General features: G+C 43.4%; 14 protein-coding genes and 1 pseudogene. 6 read left to right on the forward strand and 9 right to left on the reverse strand.

What is annotated here, in order from left to right; all coding sequences use genetic code 11:
- Positions 1 to 191: 191 nt before the first annotated feature.
- Positions 192 to 335 carry a hypothetical protein gene (locus tag AB1K91_RS18860; protein ID WP_413092107.1) on the reverse strand — a complete coding sequence of 48 codons (144 nt, stop codon included), beginning with the start codon at positions 333 to 335 and terminating at the stop codon, positions 192 to 194.
- A gap of 392 nt (positions 336 to 727) precedes the next feature.
- Between AB1K91_RS18860 and AB1K91_RS18865 the strand changes: the two genes are divergently transcribed.
- From AB1K91_RS18865 to AB1K91_RS18875, 3 genes are all read left to right on the forward strand, one after another.
- Entirely contained in the window at positions 728 to 1,189 is a 462-nt protein-coding gene (locus AB1K91_RS18865) for a hypothetical protein (RefSeq protein WP_413092108.1), read from the forward strand.
- Positions 1,190 to 1,803: 614 nt separating this feature from the next.
- Positions 1,804 to 2,172 carry an iron chaperone gene (locus tag AB1K91_RS18870; protein WP_413092110.1) on the forward strand — a complete coding sequence of 123 codons (369 nt, stop codon included), beginning with the start codon at positions 1,804 to 1,806 and terminating at the stop codon, positions 2,170 to 2,172.
- Between the two features lie 115 nt (positions 2,173 to 2,287).
- Complete coding sequence (locus AB1K91_RS18875) at positions 2,288 to 3,496, forward strand: CynX/NimT family MFS transporter (protein WP_413092112.1); 1,209 nt, start codon at positions 2,288 to 2,290, stop codon at positions 3,494 to 3,496.
- A gap of 55 nt (positions 3,497 to 3,551) precedes the next feature.
- Here the strand turns inward: AB1K91_RS18875 and AB1K91_RS18880 are convergent.
- The 8 genes and pseudogenes from AB1K91_RS18880 to AB1K91_RS18915 form a co-directional block, all read right to left on the reverse strand.
- Positions 3,552 to 4,464: pseudogene (locus tag AB1K91_RS18880) on the reverse strand (aldo/keto reductase).
- 159 nt (positions 4,465 to 4,623) lie between these two features.
- Positions 4,624 to 4,971, reverse strand: a complete 348-nt coding sequence (locus tag AB1K91_RS18885) for a hypothetical protein (protein WP_413092114.1) — start codon at positions 4,969 to 4,971, stop codon at positions 4,624 to 4,626.
- Between the two features lie 281 nt (positions 4,972 to 5,252).
- Positions 5,253 to 6,140 carry a hypothetical protein gene (locus AB1K91_RS18890; RefSeq protein ID WP_413092115.1) on the reverse strand — a complete coding sequence of 296 codons (888 nt, stop codon included), beginning with the start codon at positions 6,138 to 6,140 and terminating at the stop codon, positions 5,253 to 5,255.
- 173 nt (positions 6,141 to 6,313) lie between these two features.
- Entirely contained in the window at positions 6,314 to 7,660 is a 1,347-nt protein-coding gene (locus tag AB1K91_RS18895) for an MBL fold metallo-hydrolase (RefSeq protein WP_413092117.1), read from the reverse strand.
- A 51-nt stretch (positions 7,661 to 7,711) separates the two neighbouring features.
- Positions 7,712 to 8,992 carry an ABC transporter substrate-binding protein gene (locus tag AB1K91_RS18900; RefSeq protein WP_413092119.1) on the reverse strand — a complete coding sequence of 427 codons (1,281 nt, stop codon included), beginning with the start codon at positions 8,990 to 8,992 and terminating at the stop codon, positions 7,712 to 7,714.
- A gap of 103 nt (positions 8,993 to 9,095) precedes the next feature.
- On the reverse strand, positions 9,096 to 9,920 hold the full coding sequence (locus AB1K91_RS18905; protein WP_413092121.1) for a carbohydrate ABC transporter permease: 825 nt from the start codon (positions 9,918 to 9,920) through the stop codon (positions 9,096 to 9,098).
- Positions 9,921 to 9,932: 12 nt separating this feature from the next.
- Positions 9,933 to 10,823 (reverse strand): carbohydrate ABC transporter permease, encoded by an 891-nt coding sequence (locus tag AB1K91_RS18910; RefSeq protein ID WP_413092122.1) that lies wholly within the window; start codon positions 10,821 to 10,823, stop codon positions 9,933 to 9,935.
- Positions 10,792 to 11,910: an ABC transporter ATP-binding protein gene (locus AB1K91_RS18915; RefSeq protein ID WP_413092124.1), complete on the reverse strand. Its 1,119-nt coding sequence runs from the start codon at positions 11,908 to 11,910 to the stop codon at positions 10,792 to 10,794. The genes AB1K91_RS18910 and AB1K91_RS18915 overlap by 32 nt, the downstream gene beginning before the upstream one ends.
- A gap of 724 nt (positions 11,911 to 12,634) precedes the next feature.
- On the opposite strand from AB1K91_RS18915, the gene AB1K91_RS18920 reads away from it, so the two are divergent.
- From AB1K91_RS18920 to AB1K91_RS18930, 3 genes are all read left to right on the forward strand, one after another.
- Complete coding sequence (locus AB1K91_RS18920) at positions 12,635 to 14,770, forward strand: EAL domain-containing protein (protein WP_413092126.1); 2,136 nt, start codon at positions 12,635 to 12,637, stop codon at positions 14,768 to 14,770.
- 89 nt (positions 14,771 to 14,859) lie between these two features.
- Positions 14,860 to 15,159, forward strand: a complete 300-nt coding sequence (locus tag AB1K91_RS18925) for a DUF3139 domain-containing protein (protein WP_413092127.1) — start codon at positions 14,860 to 14,862, stop codon at positions 15,157 to 15,159.
- A 237-nt stretch (positions 15,160 to 15,396) separates the two neighbouring features.
- Positions 15,397 to 15,966: a GNAT family N-acetyltransferase gene (locus AB1K91_RS18930; protein WP_413092129.1), complete on the forward strand. Its 570-nt coding sequence runs from the start codon at positions 15,397 to 15,399 to the stop codon at positions 15,964 to 15,966.
- Positions 15,967 to 16,091 lie beyond the last annotated feature (125 nt).

A 16,091-nucleotide genomic window follows, 5' to 3' on the forward strand; every position in this document is an offset into this window, starting at 1 on the left:
TCTCTAAATAGTCTCGCTTTTCTATGATCTCTTTAAAGAAAGTTGCTATGTTCTATTATTAAAGTACGCTTAATGAGAAAGACTCGAAAAATTGTTTGTCTTAATCAAAAGTTATAGAAAGCCCCCGGTTTTTATGTTGAAAGGCTAAAAAAGAAGACCATCATTTGATGATCTTCATCCTTACTTATTTTTTATTTATTTAGAATGTCCAAGGATAAAACTGCGCTGCCAAGATCAGTTTGCTTCTCAGCTGAATTGTCCTGATTAGCGAATCCGAGCAAGCCACTTACAACAATCACACCAACTAGCACCAATGAGTAGACGATTTTTTTCATGGAAAATCCCTCCCGTTATATTAGAGCCAACAGATAGTACTTTGTTGCAAGTTCATGCTGCTTATTACTAGTATAGTACTGTGCGAGTTCTTTTGAGAAGAGTCTTACATTGTAAAAATCTTTAACTCTTTGAAAATAGTCTATTCCTTCTTGCCATACGCTTTCAAAGTAATTTATCTTCATATTTCTTGTGCAGCATGGCAAATTCCCATTTCTTCGTTACATCATCTTCTTTGCTGCTGGTTTCGAATCCTTCATAGACTTCGATGACTTTTGGATTGATTGTACAGGCTTTCTCTTCTCACGCATGTAAAAACAAGGTCTTAAGAGATAATAAGGGTTATGATACAAGAAGGAATTGAGCTTTGGCTACACATAAGGAGAGATTGCTAATGACGCAATATTATTACATATCCTCACCAAGAAAACTTCCTGAGGGCGATTTTGGTGCAAAGCCTATATCAGAAGATAAGCCTCATGTATTCAGCAATGAATTGGATTTTACAAGTTTGTTTTTTGAAAACAATTATGACCAGGATAAGAAAAAAAGATTCAGCTATGTTCCTAGCTTCCATTATAAGTACCAAGTCGCTGTTTATCACAATTTCCTTCCTATCAAATCCGAGGAGAGGGGTAACAACCCGATAGAAAGAAAGTGTTTGGGATTGTTTTATGACTATATAAGCAACGCTGTAGAGGAAAGTGGCATGATAGAATATTGTACTTGCTTGAATGGAACGGAAGATCGAGGGGATTGGACGAGGAAAACCCTTTACTGGGGAGATGTTGAATCGCGTGATGACCTTGTGCTGAACGATAGGGAAATTTGTGAGATTGTAACGTGGAAGAGCTAGTGAAGTCTGTTCTATATTATCCAGAAATGTTAATGACCTTCAGTGAACACCTTTTTCGTAAAGGTGTTCTTTTTGCATAGCAGGATAATCCATTAGCCGAACTCGGATTTTGCGATTCGCTCTAATTCTGATTTATACTTTTGGAGATTGACGTCATCAGCATATTCCGTAATTTTAGACCTTACAGCTAGACTCGTTAAAAATACAGATCTATGCTCTTTCATCAAGCTACGGAACCATTCTTGTTTTTTTAGTGTCTTTAGATTCTTTTTGTATCTTTTGCCTTTCCTGGAGGGGATTAAATTTTCAAGGAATAACATTGCCAATTCCCCTAAAATCTCCAAGAGAAAATTCATTGATTCACATTCCTTTATACTTACTAGATGAATAAAACCATTGCACTCATTTTAACATATTCGCAGATTTTCAAAAGGATAATATTACTTTATTGTATTAAATAACCAAATGGAGCAGAGGTGTTAGGATGAGGTCGGCTTTTCTTTTTTAACGCTTGTGGTTATAGTAGTGATAGACCAATCATCTATCTCCTCAACATAGAGGAGGGCGCCAACCGTATTGATATTAATAAACTGTTATTGATAGGGGGAAATGATATGGAAGTATTTGCAGATTATTTAGCCAAGATCGGTAACCCAGAGCATCGAGCTCGTACGGAAGAAGTGCTCACTTGGGTAGCTGGGAAATTTCCGGATTTAGAGCCGAAAATTGCGTGGAATCAACCGATGTTCACTGATCATGGAACCTTTATTATTGGCTTCAGCGTGTCCAAACAGCATTTGGCTGTTGCTCCGGAGAAGGCTGGGATAGATCGTTTTTCCGAGGAAATTGTCCAGTCTGGATATGAGCACACGAAGCAGCTGGTACGGATTCGGTGGGATGGTCCTGTTGATTACTCATTACTGAAACGCATGATCGAGTTCAATATCATGGACAAGGCTGACTGTTCTACCTTTTGGCGATAATGAAAGAATTTGATTCCTAGTACAAGAGCCGAGACACCTCTTTCATAAAGGTGTTTCTTTGTTTGGTATGGTAATTTAAGATACTTGACGTGCTCAAAGAAATAAGGAGAAAAAAATGGAACAATCCGATCAAATAAAATACCAATCGACTCGTGTCGGGGTCGTATTACTTGTATTAAGCATCTTGCTTGTCGGTGCTAATCTGCGTGCACCGATAACGGGGTTAAGCCCATTGATCGACAATATCCGTTCAGATACCGGAATCGGCAATGCTTCCACTGGTATGCTGACTACATTGCCTTTGATTGCATTTGCTGTTTTTGCACTCGTTGCGCCAAGAATTGCAAAGCGCATCGGTATTGAAAGAACTTTATTCGCGGGTTTATTTATTATTTCCCTTGGACTTATACTCCGCTCTTTCTCCCCTGTATGGATGCTTTTCACTGGAACGGCATTGGCAGGAATCGGAATTGCCATGGGGAACGTACTGCTGCCAGGCTTGATCAAGCGGGAATTCCCCGAAAAAGTAGGCATGATGACAGGTGCTTATGCCATGACGATGAATGGGATGGCTGCACTTGCTTCGGGCATAAGCATCCCTCTATCTGAAGGACTAGGGCTAGGGTGGCATGGCTCTCTCGCTGTATGGGTGCTATTGGCACTTGCAGCCTTGGTTGTATGGATTCCGCAGCTGCGCCTGCGCGTCACACCATCGATTGCCATCCCTGAAAGAGGGAAAGGATTGTGGTCATCCGGTCTGGCTTGGAAGGTTACAGGTTTCATGGGATTACAATCTCTGCTGTATTATATTATGATTACGTGGCTGCCTACCATACTCCAAAGTCAAGGTTTCAGCGAATCAACATCTGGCTGGCTTTTAGCACTCACGCAGCTTTGCAGTTTGCCGACTTCCTTTTTGCTCCCGATTTTAGCAGGACGTTTAGCGGGACAAAGGCTAATTGTAACCATGATAGCTGTGTGTTTCGCACTTTCTTTCTCAGGGTTGTTGACTGGCATTACCTGGGTAAGTGTTATTAGTGTTTTGTTATTCGGACTTGCTGGAGGCGGCGTTTTCAGCCTCGCTACGATGTTCTTCGTGTTACGCACGAACACATCCCAAGAAGCAGCAGAATTATCAGGTATGGCGCAGTTTGTTGGGTATCTGCTAGCCGCTGTTGGACCAACTTTGTTTGGCTTGATACACGATATCACGTCGGGCTGGACAGTGCCCTTGGTATTATTGTTAGTAGTTGCTGCGGTACTGTGGATTGTAGGTATGGGAGCAGGGAAAAACGCGACTATCAATCAGCAGCAAGAGAGCTGAATATAATTGAAGAAGGCAGCTAACATCGTTTGTTAGCTGCCTTTTCTATGCAGATTCACTTCGGTAAAGGTGCCGCTGGTGAAATCAGTTCTTTCTCCACTAGTTCCTGCCAAAATGCTTCTGGTATATCTGCCTTCATCGCTTCCAGATCCTCCTTGATACGTTCCGGGCGTGTAGAACCAGGAATGACAGCTGCAACAGCTGGGTGAGCTGTTGAAAACTGAAGGGCAGCAGATTTCAGGCTCACATCGTGTCGCTGGGCGATTTCCTCTAATTGTTTCATGCGCTCTTTGATTTCTGCTGGTGCTTCTTTGTAGTCGAAATAAGGACCGCCGAGCAGGGGGCCTGAGTTGAATGCACCGCCAACAACAATGCCGACGCCTTTTTCCTGTGCAGTCGGCAGCATGCGCTGCAATGCCTGCTCGTGCTGCAATAGTGTATAGCGGGTCGCTGACAGATTTAGGTCAGGCTGAACTTCTTCAAATTCCATTGCCACTTCGATCGGCTGGGTCGTATTCACACCGAGTCCCCAAGATTGGATGACGCCTTCCTCGCGCAGCTGCGTTAATACACGAAAAGCCCCTTTTCTCGTTTCATCAAACTTGGAAATCCATTCATTACCATGGAAATCCGGGGAAAGGTCATGTACATAAACAATATCAAGTCGATCTGTCTGCAAACGCTCTAAGCTCTGTTCAATCGAACGTTTTGTCGCATCCGCGGAATAATCTGTAACTACTTTATTTTTGCGAGCTTGCTTGAATAGACCTTCCTTTTCTTCCTCTTCATCAAGAAGGTAGCGGCCTACTTTGGTGCTGATGACATAATCGTCACGATTCTTTTGAGACAATACCTTACCCAGGCGAAGCTCTGCCAAACCTGTACCATAAAAAGGCGCTGTATCAAAGTAACGGATTCCTTCATCCCACGCCGTTTCAATAGTAGCTATTGCTTCAGCTTCGGAACATATTGCCAAGCGGCGCCGTTCCCAGACCGATACGGTGGTTTAGTATTTTTTTAGATCTGTCATATTGAAATCCTCCTTATTGCCGAAACTTGTTCTTATGTTACATTACCAATAACTAAACTTGCTAAGCAAAAGCTTGTAGGTACTGCTCACTAGTTAGTCAGTAATCACAGCTCTTCTCTTTACAAGCTTCCTTATGTTCCGGAAAACCCTCTTCAAGACTCATCGAACCAACTGTAAAGTCATTGTTTAAGCTTATGGAAAAACCGGATTGCCCGTCATTAACAGTTCCATCAACTTTCATGCCGCCCATTGGTGATTGATAGGGTTCTTCCAACTCAACAGATTCAATATTCCTGAAGTTATTTTCAACATAGCTTTTGGCTGCCCCTTCTGCCTTTACGATTGTTTCTTCATCATAAGAATTATCACCCCGGATTGCCAGACATCCTCCTATTAGGGTAAAACAAATAAAGCAAGTTATTGCAAATACACGTGTTTTTCTCATATATAACACCTCGTAGATAATTGTACTAGTTGAGGAAGTGGGTTTTGAATCTATTATTTCTAAAGACCACTTCAGGTTCAGGGACATTTTATGGCGGCATTTATTCACAAATCTTATCTGCACATCCCTCTTTCTTTTCCGGAGAATATTTTATCTTCGGCCATTGTGGAAAATTCCAAATCCTCAGTTAAGTGGAAGGTGGTAAACAATGAAATGCATGTTCTTAAATTAAAAAAGTGAGAATCCGCCCGAAAAGCTAGCGGTTTCTCTTTTTTATGTTACTACTCACTCGTAATCGGATACAGCTCATACTCCCACTTATGCGTACATTCCTCCAGCATGTAGTATTGCCGTTCTTCGTTGCGTACAATACGGGAGCATTGCTGTCTTGGAATTGGGGCTTGGTCGTCGGGATTCTGCACTTCAATCCAGTATTGACTTGATAACGTGTCGTATCGTGTAACGAATATGTTTCCATTGATGGATATTTCATCTCCGTCTGTTTTCTGTTCTGCCTTCTCGATAAATTGTTCAATTGTATTACTATCTATTAATTCGAAATCAGATGTGTTTCTATCTATTGAATCGGGCTCGAGTGAAGTTGACGATTTCTCATCTAAGCGGGACGGGTTTAAGTATAGTTCCTTGATTCCGTCATTAGTAGAAAAACGAACGATATCTTCCCCGACCCATTCGCTATTATTCATGCCTAGTATATCTTCCGCCTGTGAACGTCCGGGCTTACCTGCATGCCGTACAAGAATGCGAATGGATTGGTCTCTTAGTTCTCTGCCGATAATGCCGAACTTAGTTTTATAAAAATTATAAGAATAGGTTGTTTCGCCGAGTGTGAAATGTTGATATTCTACGACAAGTGCTTGCTGATTATTAGGAGAAGTTATCTTTTTATAACTTGATTCTCCTATCAAGATGAAGAAAGCATGTACTAACATGATCGCAGTTCCTAGCAATACACCTGCAACGACTAGTAAACCATTGATTCTAGGATGACGAAAGCCGATTATTGCTAGTGTAACAATATTGAGTGCAATAGGTATGAGATAACCAGTCGGTTTCAAGAAGAGAAAATAATAACCAATCAGATGCATGATAATTAGTAACAAGTCTATGGAACCAATGATGATGAGAAACTTTTTCGTTTTTGTCATTGCGATTTCTCCAAACATAATTAGTCGATCTTTATGTATATTAACATAAATTTACATGTGTTAGGCTGGGGTCTTAAGATACATAGAGTAGGTGAGAAACCATGAGATGAATACAGCAGAAGAAGAAAAACAACCATCCTCATTGTGACAGATGGTTGTTTGGTCTCACATTATCAATCCGATGCGGGCACTAACGTAGGCTGCCATGTCTCCAGTTTCTTCGGGTAATACACTTCCTGTTTCGGATCAAGCGGCTTGATCAGTTCCGGATGATGGCTATGCCATGGTATGAGTACGCCGGGTTTTATTCTATCGATGATATAAAGGATATCCTCGTTCTTGGCATGACCGGATACATTAAGAGATTGATAGGTGACGCCGAATCGATCTAGCAGCGCGTGCATCGTGCTGTGAGCAGGGTCAAACGATCCCAGCGGCATGCCGTTCGAATGCAGGTAAATGCTGTCCTTCAAATCAAGATCCAATAAGTTGTGGATAAGATGATAACTGTTTTGCAGCAAGTAGTTGGCAGGGTTCTGATTGATGTCTGCAGCAGTAACACCTTTGTATTGCGTCAGCAACTGTTTGGCAATCTTGCTATGTTTGCTGCTGTCGTCCAAGTAGATTTCAAACTTTGCATCAGTCAGGAACTGCTTAGCTAAATAAGCAGTCGGTACTTCCAATACCGGAGTTCTGTCGGTCAATGCAGCCATCTGAAGGAATGTATTGATTCTATCGATATTCCGGTGATAGATGTTGAATAGGCCTAACCCGTTTTGTTTGGGCAGTGAATCAATTCCAGCTGTCAGGATATCCGCTTCTTCAGCTGTTTCTGCATCTTTTGTATCTGGTCTGAACGTCGTACCTTCGATAAGCAATACATCGATATCTCTGGATACCATATTTGTCAGCCAGTCTTCTGTATATTGCGGGTTGGCACCGTGCATACGCAAGTCTCCTGAATTCACGATGGTTGCATCAGGCGTATCGATCAAGAAGGAGGAAGCTCCAAGTACATCATGGTCGACTTGAAACGGGGTAATGCGGATTTCACCGATTTGGATCGTTTGACCGTAGGAAATCCCGATTGTCTCCTTATGTACCGATAATCCTTCGCCGACATTCTCCAGCGCATCGTAAAGCTGCTTCGAACCTTCCGTCATGTAAATGGGGATTCGGGATGACAGGGTATCGATTGCACCCATGTGGTCCAAATGCAGGTGGGAGATGAATACGGCTGTTTGAAAAGCTGACTCTTCTTCAGGCAGAGGCTTTTTCATCGAAAAGCTGTCTCCTGTCAACGCTTCTTTACTGTAAATACCATCAATTGCTGGTATGGCTCCTAATTTCAGCATATCCAGTACATAGGACTGCTTGCGTTCTTTTGTATCGATGATGGCGTTGGCGGGGTTATAAACTAGACCAAAATCAAAGATGATCCGGTCTTTTCCATATGTCACTTCTGCAATATTGCCGCCGATCGTGCGCAGCCCGCCCCAAAATTTGATCGTTGTCTTCATGTCTGTCACCTCTGTTAAGAAAAGGCAGGGGATGACCCTGCCGTTCATTTATTATTGTAATTCAGCTTTCGCTCGGTCTTGTGCTTCTGTCAAACCTTCTTCGACAGACTTCATGCCTTGCAGGATGTAATCCATTTCTTCAAGTACAATGTTGCGCACTGCATCGCCGCCAGGAACACGGGCGATGAAGAAGCCGGCATCGAACTGTTCTGTACCTGCTTTATAAGCTGGGTTTTCTTCAAGGAATGTTTGATATTCTTCTGTATCCAATGCTGATTGACGGATTGGCAAGTAGCCGGAAAGCATGGACCACTCGGAAGTTACTTCAGCGCTAGTCAAATACTTCATGAATTCCCAAGCTGCTTTTTGTTCAGCTTCTTCGCTTTGATTGAAAATTACGACGTCATTTCCGGCAAATGTTGTAGCAGCCTCGCCATCCAAAGTAGGGATCGGGGCAGTGGACCATTCAATGCCATCTTCCATAGCGCCGTCAACATGCGGAATACCTGCAGAGGAACCAATGTACATCGCAACATCCCCGCGGCCGAATGGGTTCGACATGTACTCATCTTCACCAGCTGTCCGCGCGATGCCGTCGTCAATCATGTCTTTGATGAAAGTCATTGCTTCCTGGCCTTCCTTGGAAGCAAATTGCGGTTCGCCAGTTTCTTCATCCATGTACGTGCCGCCCATTTGTTTCAGGATGCCTTGGAACTCTGCTTCGTAGGAGTTCTCGAAGCCCATTCCGACAACGCCGTCCTTCGTTACCGTTTTTGCGACTTCCTGCAGTTCGTCCCATGTTTTCGGAACTTCCAGCCCATTTTCTTCAAGCAGTGTCTGGTTGTAGTAAAGCACGCGGGTACTCTTGCTGAAAGGCAGGCTGTAGTAAGTGTCATCCCATGTACTGGAATCACGGAATACCTCGATATAGTCATTCAATTCATCCTCAGACAAGCCGATTTCCGGATCTTCGATGAAGTCATTCAAGGAAGTGATGAACTTATTATCGATGTATTCTGGGATGACATTTGTTGTGGCTTGAGCCATGTCAGGCAGATTACCAGCTTTGGCTGCGGCCATGATTTTTTGCTGCAGATCATCATAGCTGCCTTGGTTGACGGGCTTGATGGTAATATCTTCATGCGCACTATTGAAATCATCCGCAAATTTTTTGATTGCTTCTTCATGCGGGCCGCTCATGGCATGCCAGAACTCAATTTCAACTGGTCCATTTGCGTCACTATCTCCATTGGCATTGGCACCGGAACTATTATTGCAAGCAGCTAAAAAGAGAACCAAAAATAAGGACAGTACAGATATTACTTTTTTCATATTTGACTTCCTCCTTAAAGGGATTTGGTGTTTTTCACTAATCGACTGTTACCGTGTTCTGCAGCAGATTCCCTGTGCATCACCTCCAATAAGCGCTTCATGATCAGCCTTTCAATCCGCTTCGGGCAACGCCGGAGATGACATATTTCTGCATGACGAAAAAGAGGAGCAGCATGGGCAGGATGACCATTGTCGAAGCCGCCATAAGCAATTCGTATTTGATGCCGGCCTCGGTTGTGAATGCAGATAGTCCGACAGGCAGCGTCCGGAGTTCTTGTGAATTGGTGACAATCAGCGGCCAGAGAAAAGCATTCCAGCTGCCGATGATCTTCAGTAAGGCAATGGTGATGAGCGCAGGCTTCGCTAAAGGTACCATTACATACCATAGGAACTTGAAATCACTGCATCCATCCACTTTGGCGGCATAGGACAATTCTTGCGGTACCGAAAAGAAATACTGGCGCAATAGGAAGATGGAGAAGATGCTCGCAATCCAAGGGATGATCAATCCCTCATAGGAGTCGATCCAGCCCAGGTTGGAGACAGTGACGAAATTCGGAATCAACAGCATCTCACCAGGTACCATCATCGTTCCGAGCAACATAGCAAACACGACTCCCTTGCCATGGAAGTTGATCCGGGAAAAAGCATAAGCGGCGAGTATTGTCGTCAATAGCTCTCCAATGGTAGTCAGTACCGTGACAACGATACTGTTGAAGAAGTAGGTGCCGAATGGTGCTGCTTCACTCGCGCTTTCGTAATTCCCAAACTGCCACTCAGAAGGAATCCAAACGGGCGGCATTGCCATCACTTCATTGGGATTCTTCAGCGAGGTACTGATCATCCAGACAAATGGCAGCAGCATGAGGATGGAGCCCAATGATAGAAGTACATAGATTGTTCCTTTGGATAAAGCTTCCTTACGCATCCCGATTCCTCCTTAGTTGTAATGCACAAATTTTTTGCCGACTATCAATTGGATGATAGTGAACAGGAAGATGATAATGAAGAGAACAAAGGCGGCGGCAGACGCCAAACCGAATTCCCATTCCTCATAGAATTTCTGATACACATAATAGACAACGGTCAGGGCGCTATTAGCTGGTCCGGGTCTGCCATTGAACAGGGCGAATATTTCATCAAAGACCTTGAAGGCATTGATGATGGAGATGATCGAGACAAAGAACATCGTCGGTGACAGCAATGGCAAGGTAATATGCTTGAATCGATTCCAGGTTGATGCCCCGTCCACTTTCGCTGCTAAGTAGTATTGATTTCCAATATTCTGCAGCCCGGCCAAAAAGATGATGATATTGAAACCAAGACCTTTCCAGATGCTTAAAATTATCAAAGACGGCATTGCGTAAGTCGGATTCGTCAGCCAATTGATCGGGTCGATGCCGAATAAGCCAAGCGCATAGTTCAAAAGCCCATAATCCGAATGGAAAATCCAGCTCCAGACAATCGCCACAGCTACAACGGAAGTGACGAATGGCAGGAAGTAGATGGTACGGAAGAATCCGCTCAGCTTGATTTTGCTATTCAGCAATACAGCAATTGCCAAAGAGATGACGATCGACAGCGGCACGACGCCAATGACGAATATACCTGTGTTTTTCAGGGCAGTGATGAAGTTGGGATCCTGGAATAATCTCGTGAAATTCTCGAACCCATAAGCATTGACTGTGTCATTGAAGAAGTCGTAATCCGTATAAAAGCTCATCAGGAATGATTTGATGATCGGATAAATGCTGAACACGATCAGGATAAGCAGAGCAGGCAGCAGATAAAGATAGCCTTTAAGCGTGCTCTTCCACGTTGGTTTTAGCATGCCGCATCCCGCCTCTCTTTTGGAGTGGAAGTCGCTTCCCGTGATCCTGGTGGAAGTAATGGATGCTTTCATGATGTACTCCCAAGCCATGGATGTCGCCAATTTGAAGCTGCTGATTGGGATCGACTAGGGCCCGTACTGTAATGCCACCGACCTGCATGCGAATTAACGTATCGCGGCCGATTGTTTCAATGTGTATGATTTTCCCGTGGAAAATCGGATTATCTTCAGAGATGTATAAATCCTCCGCTCGAATGCCCAAACGGACTGTTTGCAGCTCTGTTGGCGGCAACGCAGGTAAATCAATCGTTTGATCCATATCTTCCAGTCGATAGGAATCTGCAACTTTTGATTTGGTTATGGTCATGAGATTGATAGGGGGGTTACCGAGAAATGAGGCAACAAACTCATTTTCCGGCTTTTTGTACATATTCTGCGGAGCGGATTCCTGCTGGATGATGCCGTCCTTCATCAGCATGACTCGATCGGAAATGCTCAGTGCTTCTTCCTGATCATGTGTTACGAAGATGGCAGTAATGCCGATTTCCTGCTGAATCCGTCGAATCTCTTCCCGCATTTCCAGTCGCAGCCGCGCATCAAGGTTGGAGAGGGGTTCATCAAGTAATAGGACATTCGGTTTTTTGACCAGCGCCCTGGCAATGGCAACACGCTGCTGCTGGCCGCCGGACAATTGTCCAGGTTTCCGATCGAGCAGATGGCCGATTTGGACGAGATCAGCCATTTCTTTCGCGCGTGTTTCGGCTTCTTTTTTAGGTGCTTTCTGCATCTTCAGTGGAAACATAATATTTTTAAGGACGGATAAATGCGGATACAAGGCATAATTCTGGAATACCATGCCAATGCCGCGCTTTTCTGCATCCAGCTTCGTCACATCTTTATCGCCGAAATAGATAGTGCCAGAAGTGGGCTTGTACAAACCTGAGAGCAGCATCAGGGTCGTACTCTTCCCGCAGCCGCTCGGTCCCAGTAAAGATACAAGCTCCCCATCCTTGATGGTTGTCGTCATTTCACGAACGGCAGTCGTTTTATCAAAAACCATTGAAAGCTGATCAATACGGATATCCATGTTTTTATCCTCCAAGGTTGTCTATTTGAAAATGTCGGTACGTGCTAATTTCAAGTAAATACTATCAGACTAGTATCAAATTACTATTAAGGTATTGTAAAAATAAACTTTACAGCGGAAAGCTGGCAGAATCGTGTGTTATTCTGTAATCTTGGGTGATTTTTGTCCATCGGAAAAGGACAACAAACAAAGGATTTTTAAAACCTTCCATAAATTTTATGGAAGGTTTTTGGTGTAGAGATAACTACCAAAAGACTATTCAATTATTGTTGATTGTGCGGTAACCACACGGTTTAGTCTGCTATAAGGCGAGGGGATGGCACACAAGTCATATTGGCTGAAAAAGTTGATTCGGATGAAACGTAGTGCCATCCTAGCCCAAAAAGTACACTTATAAGCAAGGTGTATCTGGACTATTGTGAGGATTTGATTCGTAACATGTGATCACTTTGTAAAAAAACGTCAGCCTCTATTGCTGACGTTTTTTGCTCCATACCTATTAATTAGCATCTGATTATATATGACGGGGTATAGATACGTGGTGGGTTTGTCCGTTAGAGCCGATTAAGGGTCAATCTTGATGAATTACCTGGAATTGGAATGTTGGAAAGTATCGTATACAGCAGGTGTTGGTTGTATAATCATGATGCATATAGCAAATGTAGCTATCACTAGGCAGCCCAGCAACCATGCGTATAGACCTTAGATAACGAGGTGCAGTGATATGAACCAAAATATTATGAATCAACATATAGCAAAAGAAGACTTACTTCATGCACTTGATAGAGAGGAATTTCGTCTAGTTTATCAGCCGAAGCTCAGTTTGAAGACGGGCAGATTGATTGGCGCGGAGGCGTTGATCCGCTGGGAGCACCCTGAGCATGGGATGATTTCACCGCTATCATTCATCCCCGCTGCTGAAGAGACAGGAATGATTTTGCCAATCGGGGAATGGGTGCTCCGGTCAGCTTGTGAACAGAACAAGGCGTGGCAGGAAATGGGACTGGTACCTATGATCATTGCAGTCAATCTTTCTGCCTGCCAGCTGTATCAAGATGATCTGGCGGAGAAGGTGCAATCCATTCTGGATAACTCGGGAATTGCTCCTGAGTTTTTGGAGCTGGAAATCACCGAATCAATGACGATGAATGTCGATCATGTACTTCCTGTTTTGCATAAGCTGAAACGGATTGGAGTCCGGATCAGCATGGACGACTTTGGCACCGGATATAGTTCCCTTTATCATTTAAAGGAATTTCCGATAGACATCGTCAAAATAGATCGATCATTTGTACAAAATTGTACGATTGATTCGAAGGATGCCACCATCGTTAAAACGATCATCGCGATGGCGCATCAATTGAAGCTTGAAGTCAATGCCGAGGGCGTGGAATTTAAGGACCAGCTTGTTTTTCTCCAGCAAAATCTGTGTGATGAAGCCCAAGGATATTTCTTCAGTAAACCTGTTCCGCCAGATGAATTAGTGGCGAGTATTCCGCATTTGGAAGAGGTCGTTCCGAATGAAGGCATTTCATCGGAGTCCTGCAAGCAGTCATGGCTGCAATGGGGCGTAGAAAAATCTTATCAGGACTTGAAGGAAACCGTACGGAAACAGCAAGGCATGATTTTCAAATATAAGAAAGAAGCCGAAAAATTCATCCATGGTTTCAGTGATGGTGAACTGATTTATCGAATGCAGCTTACTCCGGAACAAATCATCGGCAAGGAATTGAAAGATTTTCTTCCGGAAGCAGAAGCAGACAGAAAAAAGAAGTACTACGAGCGCGCGTGGAATGGGGGAGAAAATGTCACTTACGAATCGATTGTAAATGGATTAAGGTACATTACCTCCCTTCGTCCTATCATCAGAGGCGGAAAGGTCGTCGAAGTAATTGGATGTTCGGTTGATATCACAGTTAAAAAAGAGCCAGCATACCATTTGGATCATTCCGGAAAGGTAAATACAGAAGAAGCGTTGCAGCAAAGCGAGGCGCGATACAGACTGATTGCGGAGAATATGACTGATTTGGTCTGCATCATTGACTTGGAAGGCTATTTTAAGTATGCTTCGCCATCGCATGTAACTGTCCTCGGGTTTCCATCAGTAGCATATGAGGGGAAGCATGCAGGAATTTTCATGCATGGTGATGACCGAAAAGTCATACGGAAACAGCTGGATGAAATGGTTTATGCCAAGGAAGGCTGTGAGCTGAAATTCCGCTTCAAAAATATCAGGGGTGAATGGATCTGGTTGGAAGGGAAAGCGAGTCCTATCTTCAATGAAAATGGTTTGTTTGAGCATTTTCTTATTGTCTCCAGGGATATCACCGAAAGATTGGCATATGAAGAGAAACTGACGTACATGGCTTATCATGATACATTGACGGGGCTGCCAAACCGGAGGTTGTTCAAGGAAAAGCTTGAGCAAGCGCTGAAAGAAGCGAAGAAGACGAAGAAGAAAGCGGCTGTCATGTATCTGGACCTCGATAATTTCAAATATATCAATGATACACTCGGGCATGATGTAGGCGACGAATTATTGAAGCAATTCGCTCGCAGGGTCAAGGAATGCCTGCGGGATCGTGATGTAATTTCGAGGCAAGGCGGAGATGAATTCACTATTCTGTTGTCGGAAATCGAGGAAGAGCAGGATGCTATTGAAATTGCAGAGTATATCCGGGATTCGTTTCAGAATGCTTGGAATATCGGCAGGAATCTGTTCAACACAACATCCAGTATCGGAATAGCCTTTTACCCAGCAAATGGGACGAAGGGATATGAGCTGATGCGGAGCGCGGATACCGCTCTGTATCAGGCAAAAAAGGATGGCAAGAATATGTATCGGGCGTTTTTGGGGTAAGAACTTATTTTAAATTGGAAAAAATTGTGACCCTCTTTAACTAATTATGTTAAATTAAATTATATTAGTTGAGATGGTGGAATATAAAAATGAAAAAGAAGATAATGATTTTTTTTGTTCTGTTACTTCTGATTGTTTCTGGAATATGGGGGTTCTTCGCTTACAAGAAAAATAGTGTTGAAAATGCTGTGCATGAATATTTAATTGATAGCGGAAAACAGGAAAGCGAAATAGATAGCCTTGAGCCATTTATTGCAAATTTAAGCGGCAATAAAAATTATATGGTAGCTGTTAAGCTGAAAGACGATGCGAGAACTTATTATTATTATAAAAATGATGATGGAAAGGTGATTCTGGAATCAACTAAAATAGGCAGTATAGTATATTAGCTGGATTACATTCCTCGATCTTTATACGGTTTTAAAATCATAAGGGTGACACGCGCTTGGGAGTGTACCTGATTATTTAGAACTTCCTGTTTACAGTTGTATTCGGGGAGTTTTTTCTATAATGGCATATCAGAGGAAATACAGGAGAAGGTGTCGAATAGTAAGGGATAATGACAGTGAGGAGGTCTCCTTTTCACTAGACATACAGTAGAATACCTGCAGTCTGGGAGGTTAGTTATGCAGACAGAGCACATACTTGAGAATCTTCCTACCCTGGAAACGAAGCGGATTCTTCTTCGTAAAGTTGCACAATCGGATGCAGAGGCAATGTATGCCTATGGATCTGATCCTGCCGTTTCGCAATTCGTTGTCTGGTCCCCTCATCAATCGATTGATGATACCCAGCAATTCCTGGACATCATTTTAAGTTTATATGAAAGCAATCAAGCCGTCTTTTGGGGGATAGAGCTTAAAGAAGAGAAGCGGCTGATTGGTACGATTAATTATGTGTCCTGGCAGCAGAAACATCACGTCGGTGAAATCGGCTATGTAATTGGAAGGCCGTATTGGCATAAGGGCTATATGTCGGAGGCGGTCAAGGAAGTGATTCGGTTTGGTTTCGAGCGGATGGAGCTGGAACGAATCGAGGCAAAATGCCTGGTTGACAATGAAGGATCCGAGCGTGTCATGCAGAAAGCTGGCATGCAGTATGAAGGGACTATGCGAAAGCGGATGTACATAAAAGGAACGCAGCATGACCTGAAACTGTACTCAATCATCAGGGAAGAGTTTGTCAGCGGCCGGTAGGTTAGTAAAGGAATAAGGAGATAAGAAAAAAGACAGGCCAAGCCTGTCTTCAGATTGTAGAGAAACCCCAGTTTCTCTACAATCTTTTTTATATGATAATTCTTCTGTGGTATTTTAAGGACTGC

The organism is Terribacillus jepli, from assembly GCF_047228925.1.
GTDB lineage: Bacteria > Bacillota > Bacilli > Bacillales > Amphibacillaceae > Terribacillus.

What these genes read in the sequence shown, in the direction of transcription:
- AB1K91_RS18925 (WP_413092127.1), top strand. Translation starts at nt 14,860, where the DNA reads ATGAAAAAGAAGATAATGATTTTTTTTGTTCTGTTACTTCTGATTGTT.
- AB1K91_RS18885 (WP_413092114.1), bottom strand. Translation starts at nt 4,971, where the DNA reads ATGAGAAAAACACGTGTATTTGCAATAACTTGCTTTATTTGTTTTACC.
- AB1K91_RS18900 (WP_413092119.1), bottom strand. Translation starts at nt 8,992, where the DNA reads ATGAAAAAAGTAATATCTGTACTGTCCTTATTTTTGGTTCTCTTTTTA.
- AB1K91_RS18905 (WP_413092121.1), bottom strand. Translation starts at nt 9,920, where the DNA reads ATGCGTAAGGAAGCTTTATCCAAAGGAACAATCTATGTACTTCTATCA.
- AB1K91_RS18870 (WP_413092110.1), top strand. Translation starts at nt 1,804, where the DNA reads ATGGAAGTATTTGCAGATTATTTAGCCAAGATCGGTAACCCAGAGCAT.
- AB1K91_RS18910 (WP_413092122.1), bottom strand. Translation starts at nt 10,823, where the DNA reads ATGCTAAAACCAACGTGGAAGAGCACGCTTAAAGGCTATCTTTATCTG.
- AB1K91_RS18865 (WP_413092108.1), top strand. Translation starts at nt 728, where the DNA reads ATGACGCAATATTATTACATATCCTCACCAAGAAAACTTCCTGAGGGC.
- AB1K91_RS18860 (WP_413092107.1), bottom strand. Translation starts at nt 335, where the DNA reads ATGAAAAAAATCGTCTACTCATTGGTGCTAGTTGGTGTGATTGTTGTA.
- AB1K91_RS18895 (WP_413092117.1), bottom strand. Translation starts at nt 7,660, where the DNA reads ATGAAGACAACGATCAAATTTTGGGGCGGGCTGCGCACGATCGGCGGC.
- AB1K91_RS18915 (WP_413092124.1), bottom strand. Translation starts at nt 11,910, where the DNA reads ATGGATATCCGTATTGATCAGCTTTCAATGGTTTTTGATAAAACGACT.
- AB1K91_RS18890 (WP_413092115.1), bottom strand. Translation starts at nt 6,140, where the DNA reads ATGACAAAAACGAAAAAGTTTCTCATCATCATTGGTTCCATAGACTTG.
- AB1K91_RS18920 (WP_413092126.1), top strand. Translation starts at nt 12,635, where the DNA reads ATGAACCAAAATATTATGAATCAACATATAGCAAAAGAAGACTTACTT.
- AB1K91_RS18875 (WP_413092112.1), top strand. Translation starts at nt 2,288, where the DNA reads ATGGAACAATCCGATCAAATAAAATACCAATCGACTCGTGTCGGGGTC.
- AB1K91_RS18930 (WP_413092129.1), top strand. Translation starts at nt 15,397, where the DNA reads ATGCAGACAGAGCACATACTTGAGAATCTTCCTACCCTGGAAACGAAG.